Origin of the sequence: Streptomyces sulfonofaciens (assembly GCF_014656295.1) — a bacterium.
In the GTDB taxonomy this organism is placed as follows: Bacteria; Actinomycetota; Actinomycetes; order Streptomycetales; family Streptomycetaceae; genus Streptomyces; species Streptomyces sulfonofaciens.
Map to the genome: position 1 here is coordinate 634,056 of NZ_BNCD01000001.1, position 14,314 is coordinate 648,369.

A 14,314-nucleotide genomic window follows, 5' to 3' on the forward strand; every position below is an offset into this window, starting at 1 on the left:
GGCAGGTGGATACGACCTGGCGAGTGGACTACCCACCGCCGCTTGCCCCAAGCCGTGAGCACGCCTGGCCCATCTCAATCGACACCCAACTTCTCCTTGAGCTCGGCCAGCGGAAACCGGGCGTCGGCACCGAATGCCCGGACAGCCTCCGCCAGGGCCGCCAATACCGCTTGGAGCGGTGTGAGCGACCTCGCGGCGTAGAGGGTCCCCACGGCCCGGCGCAGCGAGGAGTCCTCGTCGGCTCCGACCTCCAGCATCGGCGCGAAGCGCGCCGGCACCCGAGGTTCGGTCCGCAACCGTTCCCAGGCCACGCCCACCCGGTGGAACGGCGGGGGAAGCGTCTCACCCGCGTCCAGGGCGTCCAGCGCGGGCGCCACCCAGTCCAGCTCGGCGATGCCGATCTCCTGATAGGCGCGGCGCACCAACCAGTTGGCGATCCTGCGCTGTCCGTCCAGATCCACCGCGGCGAGCGCCCTGGTCAACGCCTTCTCCGCCAGGGCCACGTCGCGCGCCTCTCCGCCCATCCCCCTCATGGCCGGGCTGGGCAGCGTCCCGCCCCACGGTGCGGCCTCGGCGGCCATCTCGGCCGCGACCCGCTCTCCCTCCCTGTTCCATTCGTCCAGTTCCGCCTTCCAGCGGGCCTCCTCGTCCGGATCGGGCAGTTCCGGGGGCGGCAGTGTGCTGACGAGCTCGTGCAGGTGGTCGGCAACTCGACTGGTCTGCTTGACCACCTGGTCAGGCTCCGGCGGGCAGGGCCAGAACTGAAGCAGGTAACGGTCGATCATCGGCTCATCGTCGCCGCGACTGTGCGCGTCGGCCGCGCGGTCCACCCCGGAGGCCGAGTACCGGACCCGGTAGTCGGTCTCCGCCAGGCCCAGGTCCCAGGAGTCCCCGCCGCCCCACTCCACCAGCGAGGCCCGCCCGACCGGACGGTACGGCGCCTCGACGATCTCCTCCCACCCCTCGTCCGCATCCGGCCGTTCGTCATGCACTTCAACCCGGAAACCGACCCGGCCGTAGTGCAGTCCGGTTGCCAGCCACAGTGTGCCCGGCCAAGCCGCACCGCACAGCCCGTTGCTCTGGCCGCCGAACGTGTCCTTCATGTCGTCGAACGGGGACGCGTCCTCGCTTTCCACGTAGATCTGGCTGTACGACACGTCGACTTCGTCATCCAGCACCGTCCGCACGTTGGTTCTCCCCTCCGCTGTGAAGACCGCTCACTTCGGAGTGGCCCCGGTCGTCTTCGATGTTGCACCGCCCCACTGACAGAGCTTGTCGGACGCGAACCGCGGGCCATCGCCGTGCCGGCCGGCGGTTGCCGCCGGCGCGCACGGCCTGCGCAGGGCGGCCTCTTTCGGGATGTCGATCAGGGCGACGGTGCCCCACGTGTTGCGGATCGCCTTCTTGAGGCGGCGCGGGCGTCCGCCTGCTTCTTCGTCAGGCACCTGTCGCAGACCACCGTGACGTCGATGTGCGGGTTGTGCCGGTGCAAGTACTCGGCGAGGTCGTTGCAGCGGTGCGGGCCGCGGGGCTCGTCGAAGCAGTCGAGCTGGGTGCCTGCGGGCCGGGCCGGTTCGAACGGTGTGCACCCGCCCTTCGAGGCGCAGTGGTGCTCCTTGACGAACCAGTCCACTGTTGCGCAGCCCGCCCCCTCTGTTCGCGGAACTCCCCGCCCGTGTCGTGCACCGGCCCCCACCCGCACAACGAACGCGGTCGTGGGGTCGGCGCGGCGCCCCTTCCGCCTCGGCCCCCGCCCGCGTCGGCCCGCATCCGTCCCCGCCCGCGCCGGTCCGCGCCCGCGTCAGCTCCCCTTCGCGTCGCATTCGTACCACACGGTCTTGCCGGCCCCGTCCACCCGCGGCAGCACCCCCCACCGGTCCACCGTCCCCGCCACCACGGCCAGACCCCGCCCGTCCTCCGTGAGGTCGTCGGGCCCCACGCCCGGCTCCGCCGGGTGCGGCACCGGCCGCACCCGCGGCAGCACCGGACTGTCGTCCGAGACCTCCACCCGCAGCCCCTTCGGCTCCCGGAGCAGCCGCACCGTGCAGTGCCGCCCCGGCACGTGCCGCACGACGTTCGCCACCAGCTCGGTCAGCGCCAGCGTGCCCGCGTCGACCAGCTCCGGCATCTCCCAGGCGAGCAGGTACGCCCGCAGGATCCGGCGCAGATGCCGAGCCGAGTGCTCACCCATAGTGAAGCTAACACCATATGTCGTGCCAAGTACGGGCTCGGACGGATTAGTTGTGGGATTCACCCCCCAAGAATGCGCACGCTCAACTACGCTCGGCTACCGTCCGAAATCGACGCCTGCGGGCGTGAGCTAGGGGGTGACCGTCCATGGTCAACATCCGCGCACTCGATCCCAGCGCCTCTCCGCTGGACTTCTACGGGGCGGAGCTGCGCCGCCTGAGAGAGGCGGCGGGGCTCAACCAGAAGCAGTTGGGCGAGCTGCTCTACTGCACGGCGTCGCTGATCGGCCAGATCGAGACGGCCAGCAAGGTGCCGACCCGCCCGTTCTCCAAGCAGGTGGACGCGGCCCTCAAGACCGACGGTGTGATGGTGAGGTTGCTGGGGCTGGTGTTACGCAGCCAGCTTCCGTCGTGGTTCCAGCCGTACGCGAAGATGGAGGCGAAGGCCACCTATATTTCGACGTACCAGACGCAGGTGGTCTACGGGCTGCTCCAGACACCGGAGTACGCGCGGGCGGTACTGGGCGCACCCTCGCCGAAGAACCTCGACGAGTTGGTCGAGGCTCGCATGGAGCGCCAGCAGATCCTGCTGCGTGAGAGCCCGCCGCTGATCTGGGTAGTCCTGGACGAGGCTGTGCTGCACCGGGTGATCGGCAGCAGGGAGACTATGCGGAGGCAGCTCGATCGTCTGTTGAGCTTCGATGGTCAGCGGGCCGTGCAGATTCAGGTGCTTCCCTTCGAGGCGGGACAACATCCCGGCCTGACGGGATCGTTCAATCTGCTGCGCTTCGAAGAAGACCACGACATCGTCTATACGGACGACTTCTACTCGGGCCATATGACGGCGAATCCAGAAGCCGTCATGGAGGGGTGGCTCCGTTACTCTCGACTTCAGGCCGCCGCATTGTCCGTTGAGGACTCGGCTGCCCTGATTTCCCGGGTAATGGAGGAGCGCTATGGGGACAAGCCGTGAACTGTCAGTCGTAACGTGGCGAAGGTCGTCGTACAGCGGCGATAACGGCGGCGACTGCGTCGAATGCGCCCCCCTCGGCCCCATCGAGTGGCGCAAGTCGTCATACAGCGCGGACAACGGTGGCCAATGCCTCGAAGTCGCCACCCTGAACGCATCCGTAGCCATACGTGACTCGAAGAACCCCGACGGGGGAACCGTACGCATCAGCCCCGTCGCCTTCGAACGGTTCGTCCGGGCCGCGGCGACCGCCGCGGTCTGAACGGACCGCACGTCACACCCACAGCACAGCGCACCCACAGCGGCCGGTGACCCCACCGGCCGCTGTCCATGCCGGGCGCTACGCGTCGTCGAGGTCTTCGCCGTAGGTGACGTCCAGCTCTGCGGCGAGGGCTTCGGCCAGTTGCAGCGTCTGCGCCCGTTCGATGATCACCTGCTTGAGCGAGGCGATGCCACGGAGCTGGGAGAGGTCGTTGCCGCGCAGGTCCAGGCCGCGGTACCTGCCGCCGTCGAACTCGGCCTGCCGTAGATTGCAGGCGTCGAACAGCGCCCTGCCCAGGTCGGTCGTCGTGAACGTGGTCTCCCGCAGGGAGCACTGGGAGAAGATCACGGGCCCGGCGGCCCGGACGCCGGTGAGGGTGCTGTAGTCGAGCTTGCAGCGTTCGAACAGGACGTTGTCGAGGATGACGTCCTCCATCCTGGCGCCCATCAGCTTGCAGTCGCGGAAGAGGGCGCGGGAGAAACCTTGCTGTCGGACCAGCGCAGAGAGGCCAGGTCGCAGCCGGTGAACTCCACGGAGTCGACGCGTAGCCTCTCCAGACGCACGCCCTGGGTCCTGAGCCCGGTGACGCGGCCGTCCGCCAGGTGTGTGTCGGCCAGGTCGAGCGCGCGCAGGTCCGCATCGCCGTAATGGAACTCCGTGACCCGACCGCGGCCGCTCCCCAGCGAGGTCACGCTGGACAGATACGCCAGTTGTCCCACGTAGGTCGGTTGTCCCACGGCGTCCCCGTGGTCGCGGAGACCGGGAAGCCGTGGGTGTGGATCAAGTCCATCACGACGGGCGCATCGGATGCGGCCAATCCTTCCAGGAGTGTCATGCTGCTTGTCCCTTCTCTGTGGTCGCGAGCGTGGACAGGGCCGTGACCAGGGCCTGCCGTGAGACCCGGCAGTAGTTGGTCTCGGTGGTCGTGAGGCTGCCGTTCTCGAAGTAGCGGTTGGCGGCCTGAGCCCCGCGGCAGAAGTCGAAGAACGCGCATCCGGCGCGGCAGTCCTCCAGGCCGGTGAGGAAGTCACCTTCGGTCCGTCCTCGTGCGAGCGGGTCCATACGAGGGTGCGACGCCAGAACTCCACCGGCCACTGCCAGATGCCAGGGGCACCTGGGATGCGGCGGGCCATCTAGCCGGGAGAAGCTGTCCGTAGCACACTGGTCACTGAAAGCAACGCGCCGAGCAGGAGGCGTAGATGACCGACCACACCACGAAGCCCTGGGGACTGACCCGTATGAGGCCGTTCCCGGCAGGATCGCGGGTCTCCCACAGTGTCGTCGTGCTCGACCCGAAGACGCAGACCGGTCTGTGGGTCGACGAGGACGGCACGCCAGTGCCGGTGACGGACCGGCACAAGAGGTCCGAGACCTCGAAGGAGACCAGCCCGAGGACGAGCCTTGACGGTAACAGGGACGAAGGGAGCGACCAGGAGGGCGACACCGACTGATGCCCGGCACCCGAGAGCCACCGGCCGTACTTGTCGTCAGCAGGCTCGACGATGTGACGGCGGACGTGGTCATCGAGAAGCTGAACGACCGTGCGGTACCCGTCTTCCGGCTGGACCCCGGTGACTTTCCCGCGGCCGTCAGCGTGAGCGCGTTCCTGGGTGCGGGCGGGTTGGGCGGGAGCCTGCACACGTCCACCAGGCGTGTCGACCTCCAGCAGGTGCGCTCCGTGTACTGGCGCAGGCCGAGCCCCTACGGGGCGCCCGAGGGGTTGCCCGAGGAGGACGCGCACTGGTGCGTCGACCAGGCCCGGTACGGCCTCGGCGGCATCCTCGGGGCGCTGCCCGGTGCGCACTACGTGAACCACCCATGGCGGAACCGGGACGCGGAGTACAAGCCCGCGCAGCTCGCGGTCGCCGCCCGGTGCGGTCTCGCCGTGCCGGCGACGTTGGTCACCAACGACCCCGACCGGGCCCGGAGGTTCGCGAAGGACCACGGGCCCGTGGTTTACAAGCCGGTGCGAAACACTGCCTACCGCGGCGGTGGTACCCGAGCGCTCACTGTGTGGATCGAGGAGGTGGACCCGTCGGAAATCGGCGTGGGCGTGGCCGGGACCATCCATATGTTCCAGCAGCGCCTGGACAAAGTCGCCGACGTCCGCCTCACCGTCGTGGGCGGACAGCAGTTCGCGGTGCGCATCGACGGTGCGCCGGGCCTGGACTGGCGCCGGGACTACGAGGCGTTGTCCTACACCGTGATGGAGACACCACCGTCGGTGGCCGAGGGGGTGCGGGCCTATCTGCACGCGTTCGGCCTCGTCTTCGGAGCCTTCGACTTCGGCCTCGACGCGCACGGACGGTGGTGGCTGTTCGAGTGCAACCCCAATGGTCAGTGGGCCTGGTTCCCCGACCGCATCACCGACAGGATCGCCGTCGCGCTCGCCGACCGGCTTCAGCAACCGGGACATCGCCATGACCACTGACACCGCAGAACTCCGCCGCGCTCTGGCCGACAGGATCAGTGGAACCGGTGCGCTGAAGGACCCGGCGTGGCGGGCGGCCGTGGAGGCCGTGCAGCGTGACCTCTTCCTGGGTGGTCATGTCTATCGGGCCGACGGGCCGAAGTGGGAGCCCGTGCACAGAGCGGAAGTCGGTGAGGAGGACTGGCTCGGGCTCGTGTTCTCCGACACCACGTGGGTGACCCAGGTCGAGGGCGTCGCCGCCGCTGACGCCGCCGGGCCGCTGTCCGGTCGGCCGACGTCCTCCTCCACCCTGCCCTCCCTGGTGGTGCGGACGCTCGAAGCGGCCGGAGTCCGGGAGGGGGACAAGGTACTGGAGATCGGAACGGGGACCGGCTACTCCACCGCCATCCTCTGCCACCGGATCGGCGCGGAGCACGTCTACTCGGTCGAGTACGACGCCGCCCTGGCCGCGAGCGCCGCCCAGCATCTGCGCGCAGCCGGTTGCTCCCCGCACCTGGTCGTCGGCGACGGCCTCCAGGGGCACCGGGAGGGCGCTGACTACGACGCCGTGGTCGCCACGTGCTCGGTGCGGCACATCCCTCGCTCATGGCTGTGGCAGGTACGCGCCGGTGGCACGATCACCACCACCCTGGGTGGCTGGATGACGGCCTCCGGCCTCATTCGTCTCACGGTCGACGACGAGGGCGTGGCGACCGGTCGCTTCACCGGGGACACGATCTCCTACATGCTCGCCCGACCTCACGAGCGCCCGCCCCGCCCGGTGTTCTACCCGCTGGACGGCGAGACCCGGACCTGCCGTGTCGATCCCGGCCTCCTTGAGGACTGGACCGGTTGCTTCGTCGCCCAGCTCGCCGCTCCGTCGGCCGAGTACGTGGGAAGCGGCGACCGTGCGGTCCTGGTCGACGTGGCGACCGGATCGCAGGCGTGGACGGAGGTCGCGGGGAGCGGCTGGCGGGTCCACCAGCACGGACCGCTGCGCCTGTGGGACCAGGTGGAGGAGGCCCTGCTGACGTGGCGGGCCGCGGGCTCGCCCGATCAGTCGGGGTTCGGTATGACCGCCACCGACGAGGTGCAGACGGTCTGGATCGGGGACCCGGCGGGACCGGGCTGGCAGCTCCCGTTCTAGGGGCACGGGAGGAAGCCGACGCACGTGGAACGGCCGCGACCGAGAACTTCGCGGAGGCCACGCACCGTCCACGGGTGCCCTTGTGAGAGCGCTTCCCGCGGGTGAGGATTCCGACGTGAGCAACGAACCGGCCGTCCGCCGATACCGCCCTGAAGACCGTCCCGCGCTGGACGACATCTGCGTCCGCACCGGCCACGCGGGCGGCGACGCACGCGAGGTCTACCCGGACCACGGCCTGCTGTCGACGATCTTCGCCGCGCCGTACGCCGAGCTGGAGCCCGAGCTGACCTTCGTCCTCGACGACGGCACCGGACGCGCCGTCGGCTACGTGCTCGGCACCGCTGACACGCCCCGGTTCGCCGCGGCCTTCCGCACCGAGTGGCTGCCGAGGGTCGCGGCCCGCTACCCGGCGCCCGCCGGCCCGCCCTCGACCCCCACCGAGGAGATGCTGGCGCTCCTGCACGACCCCGAGCGCATGGTCGTCCCCGAGCTGGCCGACCACCCGGCCCACCTGCACATCGACCTGCTCCCCGAGTGGCAGCACCGCGGCTTCGGCCGCGCCCTGATGCACCGCTTCCTGGACGAGCTGCACGGCAGGGGCGTCCCCGCCGTGCACCTCACCATGGCCACCGCCAACGTCGCGGCCCGCGCCTTCTACGACCGCCTCGGCTTCAGGGAGTTGGCCGTGCCGCACCCGGACACGGTGACGGTCCTCGGGCGGCCGACGGAGCGCACGCCCCCCGAGCGGGCCCCGGGGCCCCTCGGCCGGAGCGCCCGGCCGGCGACGTCGTAGAGTGCCCGTCGGACTCCCGTCCACCCCCGTCCACCCCGCCGGAGCCACCCGCGCCGGCCGACCCCGTCACGAGGCGACCGCGCAGATGGCTCCCGTTATCCCCTCGCGTCCTGGTGTGAGTGTCGTCGGCATCGGTGCGGACGGGTGGGCCGGGCTCGGCCCGGCCGCCCGTCGGGAGCTGTGCGGGGCGGACGTCGTGATCGGCGGGGCCCGCCAGCTCGCGCTGCTGCCGGAGGAGTGCCGGGGCGAGCGGGTGGCGTGGCCCTCGCCGCTGCGGCCCGCGGTGCCCCGGCTGCTCGCCGCCCACGCGGACCGCAGGGTTGCCGTACTCGCCAGCGGGGACCCGCTGTTCCACGGCATCGGGCGGGCCGTCGCCGAGGAGGCGGCCGCGCTGCGGGGCGAAGGCGTCGCGGAGCCCCGGTTCCTGCCGCACCCGTCCTCCGTGTCGTACGCCTGCGCCCGGCTCGGCTGGCCGCTGGAGGACACCGACGTCGTCACGCTCGTCGGCCGCCCGACGGACCGGCTCGCCGCCGCGCTGCACGACGGCCGCCGGCTGCTGGTGCTCAGCGCGGGTGCCGGCACGCCCGCGGAGGTCGCCGCGCTGCTGCGGGACCGCGGGTTCGGGCCGAGCGCGCTGCGGGTGCTCGAACAGCTCGGCGGACCGCGCGAGCGGGTGGTCCCGGACGCCGGGGCCACCGCCGACGACTGGTCCGAGCCGCCCGGCGACCCGCTCAACATCGTGGCCGTCGAGTGCCGCAGGGCACCCGGCGCGGTCCGGCTCGGCGCGGTGCCCGGGCTGCCCGACACGGCGTACGAGAACGACGGACAGCTCACCAAGCGGTACGTCCGCGCGGCCACCCTCGCGGCCCTCGCGCCCGCACCCGGCGAACTGCTCTGGGACGTGGGCGGCGGCTCCGGCTCGATCGCCATCGAGTGGCTGCGGGCGCACCACGCCTGCCGCGCCGTCAGCGTCGAACGCGACCCGGTCCGCGCCGCGCGCATCGAGCGCAACGCCGCCCGGCTCGGCGTACCCGGCCTGCGCGTCGTCACCGGCGCGGCTCCCGCCGCGCTGGCCGAACTGCCCGCGCCCGACGCGGTGTTCGTCGGCGGCGGGCTGACCGCGCCCGGCCTGCTCGACACCTGCTGGGCCGCGCTGCCGCCCGGCGGGCGGCTGGTCGTCAACACCGTCACCCTGGAGTCGGAGGCCCTGCTCGCCGACGCCCACCGCAGGTACGGCGGCGAACTCGTGCGCCTCGCCGTCGCGCACGCCGTGCCCGTCGGCACCTTCACCGGCTGGCGGCAGGCGATGCCGGTGACGCAGTGGGCGGCGACCAAGCCGGAGGACGGCCGGGACCCGGCCGGGAACCCGCCGCCCTCCTCCGCTGACGCACCGCCCGCTGACCCACCGCCCGCTGACGCGCCGGATGCCGCCGCGCCGCCCGGCGCCCCCGTGCTACCCGATGCCGCCGCGCCGCCCGGCGCGGGCCCCGCAAGCCCCCCGTACCCCACAGCCCCAGGAGGCCGGCCATGACGGTGTACTTCATCGGCGCGGGACCCGGCGCCGCCGACCTGATCACGGTGCGCGGCGCCCGGCTGCTCGCCGCCTGCCCGGTCTGCCTGTACGCCGGCAGCCTGGTGCCGCGCGAACTGCTCGACGGCTGCCCGCCGGACGCCCGGCTGGTCGACACGTCACGGCTCGACCTTGACCAGATCACCGCGGAGCTGGTGGCCGCGGACCGCGCGGGTCAGGACGTGGCCCGGCTGCACTCCGGCGACCCGTCCGTCTTCAGTGCCGTCGCCGAGCAGATGCGGCGGCTCGACGCGGCGGGCGTGGCGTACCGGATGGTGCCGGGCGTGCCCGCGTTCGCGGCCGCCGCGGCGGCGCTGGGCCGGGAGCTGACCGTGCCGACCGTCGGCCAGACCGTCGTCCTCACCCGGATCGCCCGGCAGGCCACCCCGATGCCCGAGGGCGAGGACCTGGCCACCCTCGGCCGCAGCGGCGCCCTGCTCGTGCTGCACCTGGCGGTGCGCCACGCGGACGAGGTCGTCGCCGAACTCCTGCCGCACTACGGCCCCGACTGCCCCGCCGCCGTCGTCGCCCACGCGAGCCGCCCCGAGGAACTGGTGCTGCGCGGCACCCTCGCCGACATCGCCGGCCAGGTGCGCGAGGCGGGCATCACCCGCACCGCCGTGATCATCGTGGGCCGGACGCTGGCCGCGGCGGAGTTCCGCGACAGCCACCTCTACTCGGCGGAGCGCGACAGGCACGTCTGCTAGGCGGCGCGTCTGCTGGGCGGGGCGCGACCCGTACCCGTGCCTGGTGGGGCGCGACCCTTACGTGTGCGGGGCGGGTGGTCCCGGCCGTCACTGGCGCTGCCGGTGTCCCGTGTTCAACCGGCGATCCGGTGCGGTCGAGCGGAGCGGTGCACGGGCGGGCCCGCCATGCCGACGCACGCCTCGTTCCCCTCGGGACCGGCCGGCACCCGCTTCGGCGGCGCGTCGGCGCCGTCCACCAGACGGCCGCCGACCACGGGCGCCACGGCTGTCCGGGCCTCGTTCCGGTGGCCTCGTTCCGGTGGCCTCGGTCCGGTCGCCTCGGCCCGGTCGTACGGCACCCACACGTCGATGTGGACCCGGTGCGCTGCGGGCGCGGTGCGTCCATCCGCCGGAAGGAGAACGGCACCGCGCGGCGGTGCGGGTCGATCAGGTCCTCGCCGCCGTCCGCGCGGCCTCCGCCGGCTCGTGCGGTGCGGGGTCCTCGCGGCGCGGGAGCAGGAGCGGGGTGGCGAGGAGGAGCACGCCGGCGAGCGCGATCGCGGTGCGGGGGCCCGCGGCGGCGGCCAGCACGCCCCACAGTGCGGTCAGGGTCGCGATGGCGGCCTTGCTGGTGACCGACCAGGCGGACAGGGTGCGGGCGACGCGGCCCGGGTCCGTCTGCTCCAGCCGGTAGGTGGCGTACACCGGGTTGAAGACCCCTATGCAGAAGATCAGCCCCAGCTCCACACCCATGACGAGGACGAGACCGGGCAGGCCGGGACGGATGAAGGCCAGCCCCACGGGCCAGCAGACGCGCAGCGCCCCGGCGGTGAGCATGACCCTGCGCCGGCCGAACCGGGCGACGAGCCCGCCGGAGAGCCGGGAGCCGGCCAGCCCGCCCAGGCAGGGCACGGCGAAGGCGAGGCCGTACTGCCACGGCGCGAAGGCGAGGGGGCCGAGCATGAGGACGGCGAGCAGCGGCTCGGCCGCCATGATCAGGCCGTTGACGAGGACCGTGTTGAAGAACAGCGGACGCAGCGCCGGGTTCGCCAGGATGTGGCGCCACCCGTCGAGCAGGTCGCCGGCACGCGGCCGGGCCGGTGCGCCGCCGGTGCGTCCGGTGCCTCCGGTACGGCCAATGCGCCCCGTCCGCCCAGTGCGCCCCGTCCGCCCTGTGCGCTCGGGCCGCCCAGTGTCCTCGGGCCGCTCGGGCCGCTCGGGCTGCGGCTCGCCGCCGCCGATCGCGCGGATGCCCAGCGCCGACAGCAGGTAGCTGACCGCGTCCGCCAGCACGGTCGCCACCGGGCCGAGAAGACCCATCGCGGCCCCGCCGAGCGGCGGCCCGAGCACGGTGGTGGTCCAGGTCGTGGACTCCAGGCGGCTGTTGGCCGCGAGCAGGTCCTTCGGCGGCACGAGCGCCTTCAGGTACGCGCCACTGGCCGCGGTGAAGGCGATGTCGGCGGCGGCCACGGCGACCGACACCACGAGTAGCTGGGCGAAGGTGAGCAGGCCGCACGCGAACGCCACCGGGACGGTCAGCAGCGCGGCGCACCGGACCAGGTCCATCGCCGCCATCACCGGCCGCTTGCGGCGGAACTCCACCCACGGCCCGAGCGGCACGGCCACCAGGGCGCCCACCGCCGGTCCCACGGCGGCCAGCGCGGAGACCTGCGCCGGGCTCGCGTGCAGCAGACGGATCGCCATCAGCGGGAACGCGTTGAACGCCAGCCTCGTCCCCATCGCGCTGACCGCGTACGCCGCCCACAGCCACTCGAACCGCCGCCCCAGCGACCGCCTCCGCCACACCATGCCCAGCGCACCCTTCCGCCGTCCGGTCCCCCGGCCCGTCGCGCCGACCCCGCGCCGACCAGCGAGATCCAAGCGCGAGGCGGGGCCGGAGAGCAAACAACCGACCCGGCCCGCGGGCAACAACCGCGCGTTGTAAGGCTAGGCTGGCGGATGTGGATCTCACTGCGGTGCGCACCTTCGTCGCCGTCGCGGACACGGGCCAGTTCCAGGAGGCCGCCGCGGGCCTTTCGGTCACCCAGCAGGCCGTCTCCAAGCGCGTCGCCGCACTGGAGAAGGACCTCGGTGTGCGGCTGTTCGCGCGCGGCGCGCGCGGTGCCCGGCTCACCATCGACGGCCAGGCGTTCCTGCCGCACGCCCGCGACCTGCTGCGCGCCGAGGAGCGGGCCGCCGCCTCCGTGCGGCCCGGCCGCCGCGCGCTGCGCGTCGACGTGATCGGCCGCCGGCTCGCACCCGCCGACCTGCTGCGCGGCTTCCACCGCGCGCACCCCGCCACCGAACTCGACGTCGTGACCCTCTTCGACGCGGAAGCCGCCGTCGCCGCCGTCCGCGCCGGGACCATCGACGTGTCGTTCCGCGCCGTCCCCGGGTCCGCGCGGCGGCTCCCCGACGGCGTCGAGGCCACCCGTGTCCTCGACGAACCCGTCCAGCTCCTCACCGGCCCCGGGCACCCGCTCGCCGCCGCAGGCGCGATCACACCCGACCGGCTCGCCGGGCACCGGATCTGGATGCCCGGCAACGTCGCCGGCACCGAGTGGGCCGCCTACTACGACGAGCTGGCCGCGGCGTTCGGGTGCACCATCGAGGTCACGGGGCCCGACCTCGGCACCGAGCCGCTCCTCGACACGATCGCCGGCTCACCCGTGTTCGCGACCTTCATCGGCGAGCGGACCAGCCTGGTCTGGCCCGCCGAGTACGACCTGCGGCGCGTCGCGCTCCACGACCCGACGCCCGTCTACCCGCACTCGCTGCTCAGGCGCGCCGACAACCCGCACCCCGCGCTCGCCGCGCTGCGCGACCACCTCGACTCGCTGCGGCCCCGCCCCGGCGCCCCCGGGACCTGGATGCCGAAGTGGACACGGCGCGCGGTCGCCGCCCGGGCGCCGCGCGGCGGCAACGACATGAGCCGCACGGTCTAGACGGCTCCGGCCCCGGCCCCCGCCCCCGCCCCGGTGCCGGGCCCGGCACCGGGATCCGCGACGGCGCTGCGCCCCACCACCGTTCCGGCCCGGTCGATGCAGATCACGTCCACCGCCACCGGCGCGCCGCGCAGCACCGACAGGGCGTGGTCGCGGGCCGCCCCGGCCACCAGGTCGCCCAGCGGCACCGAGGCGGCCTCGCACAACCGGAGCGCCTCAAGGCCGGTGTTGGCCGCCGCGACCGCCGCCGCCAGCGCCTCGTCGGCCCCGCCCCGCCGGGCCAGCGACGCCAGGAACCCCTTGTCCACCTGGGAGCGCGCCGAGTGCAGGTCGAGGTGCCCGGCCGCCAGCTTGGACAGCTTGGCGAAGCCGCCGCAGACGGTGAGCCGGTCGACGGGGTGCCGGCGGACGTACTTGAGCACCGCGCCCGCGAAGTCGCCCATGTCGAGCAGCGCGTCCTCCGGGAGCCCGTACGCGTCGACCACGGCCCGCTCCGAGGTGGCGCCCGTGCACCCTGCGACATGGCGGCGCCCCGCGGCCCGCGCCACGTCCACGCCGCGCCGGATCGAGTCGATCCACGCGGAGCAGGAGTAGGGCACCACGATGCCGGTCGTGCCGAGGACGGACAGACCGCCGAGGATGCCGAGCCGCGGGTTCCAGGTGGACCGGGCTATCTCCTCGCCGTCGTCGATGGAGACGGTGACCTCGGCGGAGACGGCTTCCGTGGTGGTGGGGGCTTCCGCGACGGCTTCCGTGGCGGCGGCCTCCGTGGTGACGGCTGCGGTGTCCGCGGCTTCCGTGGTGGTGGCTACCGTGGTGACGGCTTCGGCGGTGGCTTCCGTGGCCGCGGTCCCGGCGGGGCCGGTGGGGTGGGCGGCGCGGGCCAGGTTGTCGCGGATCATCTGCCGCGGTACGGGGTTGATCGCGGGCTCGCCCACGTCGAGGGGCAGTCCGGGCCGGGTGACGGTGCCCACGCCGGGGCCGGCCCTGAAGACCACGCCCGAGCCCGGCGGCAGCCGCCGCACGGTCGCCCGCACCAGTGCGCCGTGCGTGACGTCAGGGTCGTCGCCCGCGTCCTTGACGACCCCGGCCGTGGCCGTGCCGCGGTCCTCGTCCAGCTCCTCCACGGCCAGCGCGAACGCCACGGTGCGCCCGCCGGGCAGCACGATCGTCACCGGGTCGGGGAACTCCCCGGTGCGCAGCGCGACCCACGCCGCGGTGGCCGCCGCGGTCGCGCAGGCCCCGGTCGTCCAGCCGGGCCGCAGCCCGCTGTGCTTCAGTTGACCCCGGCGCCCGCCCTGTCCCGCGCCGTCCGTCGCCTCAGTCATGGAAGGACCTCCCC

Annotated in this window: 17 protein-coding genes; 9 read left to right on the forward strand and 8 right to left on the reverse strand. The window is 73.2% G+C overall.

The annotated features are described in order from the left end of the window. Positions 1 to 74: 74 nt before the first annotated feature. From IE313_RS02510 to IE313_RS02520, 3 genes are all read right to left on the reverse strand, one after another. Positions 75 to 1,178, reverse strand: a complete 1,104-nt coding sequence (locus IE313_RS02510) for a hypothetical protein (RefSeq protein WP_189929160.1) — start codon at positions 1,176 to 1,178, stop codon at positions 75 to 77. Between the two features lie 188 nt (positions 1,179 to 1,366). Continuing rightward, positions 1,367 to 1,633 carry a hypothetical protein gene (locus IE313_RS02515; RefSeq protein WP_189929161.1) on the reverse strand — a complete coding sequence of 89 codons (267 nt, stop codon included), beginning with the start codon at positions 1,631 to 1,633 and terminating at the stop codon, positions 1,367 to 1,369. A gap of 168 nt (positions 1,634 to 1,801) precedes the next feature. Then, the gene (locus tag IE313_RS02520) at positions 1,802 to 2,191 is read right to left on the reverse strand and encodes an ATP-binding protein (protein WP_189929162.1); all 390 of its coding nucleotides are present in this window, start codon (positions 2,189 to 2,191) and stop codon (positions 1,802 to 1,804) included. A 146-nt stretch (positions 2,192 to 2,337) separates the two neighbouring features. Between IE313_RS02520 and IE313_RS02525 the strand changes: the two genes are divergently transcribed. Beyond that, the gene (locus tag IE313_RS02525) at positions 2,338 to 3,162 is read left to right on the forward strand and encodes a helix-turn-helix domain-containing protein (protein ID WP_189929163.1); all 825 of its coding nucleotides are present in this window, start codon (positions 2,338 to 2,340) and stop codon (positions 3,160 to 3,162) included. Next, entirely contained in the window at positions 3,146 to 3,421 is a 276-nt protein-coding gene (locus tag IE313_RS02530; protein ID WP_189929164.1) for a DUF397 domain-containing protein, read from the forward strand. Before IE313_RS02525 ends, IE313_RS02530 begins: the two co-directional genes overlap by 17 nt. Before the next feature lie 78 nt (positions 3,422 to 3,499). On the opposite strand, the gene IE313_RS02535 is transcribed toward IE313_RS02530, so the two are convergent. The 3 genes from IE313_RS02535 to IE313_RS02545 form a co-directional block, all read right to left on the reverse strand. Beyond that, positions 3,500 to 3,868 (reverse strand): pentapeptide repeat-containing protein, encoded by a 369-nt coding sequence (locus IE313_RS02535; RefSeq protein WP_189929165.1) that lies wholly within the window; start codon positions 3,866 to 3,868, stop codon positions 3,500 to 3,502. Beyond that, complete coding sequence (locus IE313_RS02540; RefSeq protein WP_189929166.1) at positions 3,868 to 4,158, reverse strand: hypothetical protein; 291 nt, start codon at positions 4,156 to 4,158, stop codon at positions 3,868 to 3,870. The genes IE313_RS02535 and IE313_RS02540 overlap by 1 nt, the downstream gene beginning before the upstream one ends. 94 nt (positions 4,159 to 4,252) lie before the next feature. Continuing rightward, positions 4,253 to 4,483 (reverse strand): hypothetical protein, encoded by a 231-nt coding sequence (locus tag IE313_RS02545; protein WP_189929167.1) that lies wholly within the window; start codon positions 4,481 to 4,483, stop codon positions 4,253 to 4,255. A 137-nt stretch (positions 4,484 to 4,620) separates the two neighbouring features. Here IE313_RS02545 and tgmA point away from each other — a divergent pair, with 137 nt between their 5' ends. The 6 genes from tgmA to cobM all read left to right on the forward strand — a co-directional run bounded on the left by tgmA (position 4,621) and on the right by cobM (position 10,048). Continuing rightward, positions 4,621 to 4,872: a putative ATP-grasp-modified RiPP gene (gene tgmA / locus IE313_RS02550; RefSeq protein ID WP_189929168.1), complete on the forward strand. Its 252-nt coding sequence runs from the start codon at positions 4,621 to 4,623 to the stop codon at positions 4,870 to 4,872. Next, positions 4,872 to 5,852 carry an ATP-grasp ribosomal peptide maturase gene (tgmB, locus tag IE313_RS02555; protein WP_189929169.1) on the forward strand — a complete coding sequence of 327 codons (981 nt, stop codon included), beginning with the start codon at positions 4,872 to 4,874 and terminating at the stop codon, positions 5,850 to 5,852. The genes tgmA and tgmB overlap by 1 nt, the downstream gene beginning before the upstream one ends. Further along, a complete protein-coding gene (tgmC, locus tag IE313_RS02560; RefSeq protein ID WP_189929170.1) occupies positions 5,842 to 6,978 on the forward strand; it encodes an ATP-grasp peptide maturase system methyltransferase in 1,137 nt (378 codons plus the stop codon). The genes tgmB and tgmC overlap by 11 nt, the downstream gene beginning before the upstream one ends. A gap of 115 nt (positions 6,979 to 7,093) precedes the next feature. Further along, positions 7,094 to 7,771 (forward strand): GNAT family N-acetyltransferase, encoded by a 678-nt coding sequence (locus IE313_RS02565; RefSeq protein ID WP_189929171.1) that lies wholly within the window; start codon positions 7,094 to 7,096, stop codon positions 7,769 to 7,771. Between the two features lie 85 nt (positions 7,772 to 7,856). After that, complete coding sequence (gene cbiE / locus IE313_RS02570; protein ID WP_229924293.1) at positions 7,857 to 9,302, forward strand: precorrin-6y C5,15-methyltransferase (decarboxylating) subunit CbiE; 1,446 nt, start codon at positions 7,857 to 7,859, stop codon at positions 9,300 to 9,302. After that, positions 9,299 to 10,048 carry a precorrin-4 C(11)-methyltransferase gene (cobM, locus tag IE313_RS02575; RefSeq protein ID WP_189929172.1) on the forward strand — a complete coding sequence of 250 codons (750 nt, stop codon included), beginning with the start codon at positions 9,299 to 9,301 and terminating at the stop codon, positions 10,046 to 10,048. Before cbiE ends, cobM begins: the two co-directional genes overlap by 4 nt. A gap of 426 nt (positions 10,049 to 10,474) precedes the next feature. Here the strand turns inward: cobM and IE313_RS02580 are convergent, their stop codons facing one another. Continuing rightward, positions 10,475 to 11,836, reverse strand: a complete 1,362-nt coding sequence (locus IE313_RS02580) for an MFS transporter (RefSeq protein ID WP_189929173.1) — start codon at positions 11,834 to 11,836, stop codon at positions 10,475 to 10,477. A gap of 152 nt (positions 11,837 to 11,988) precedes the next feature. On the opposite strand from IE313_RS02580, the gene IE313_RS02585 reads away from it, so the two are divergent. Continuing rightward, entirely contained in the window at positions 11,989 to 12,972 is a 984-nt protein-coding gene (locus IE313_RS02585) for a LysR family transcriptional regulator (RefSeq protein ID WP_189929174.1), read from the forward strand. On the opposite strand, the gene IE313_RS02590 is transcribed toward IE313_RS02585, so the two are convergent. After that, positions 12,969 to 14,300 (reverse strand): cobalt-precorrin-5B (C(1))-methyltransferase, encoded by a 1,332-nt coding sequence (locus IE313_RS02590; RefSeq protein ID WP_189929175.1) that lies wholly within the window; start codon positions 14,298 to 14,300, stop codon positions 12,969 to 12,971. The genes IE313_RS02585 and IE313_RS02590 overlap by 4 nt on opposite strands. Positions 14,301 to 14,314: the final 14 nt, after the last annotated feature.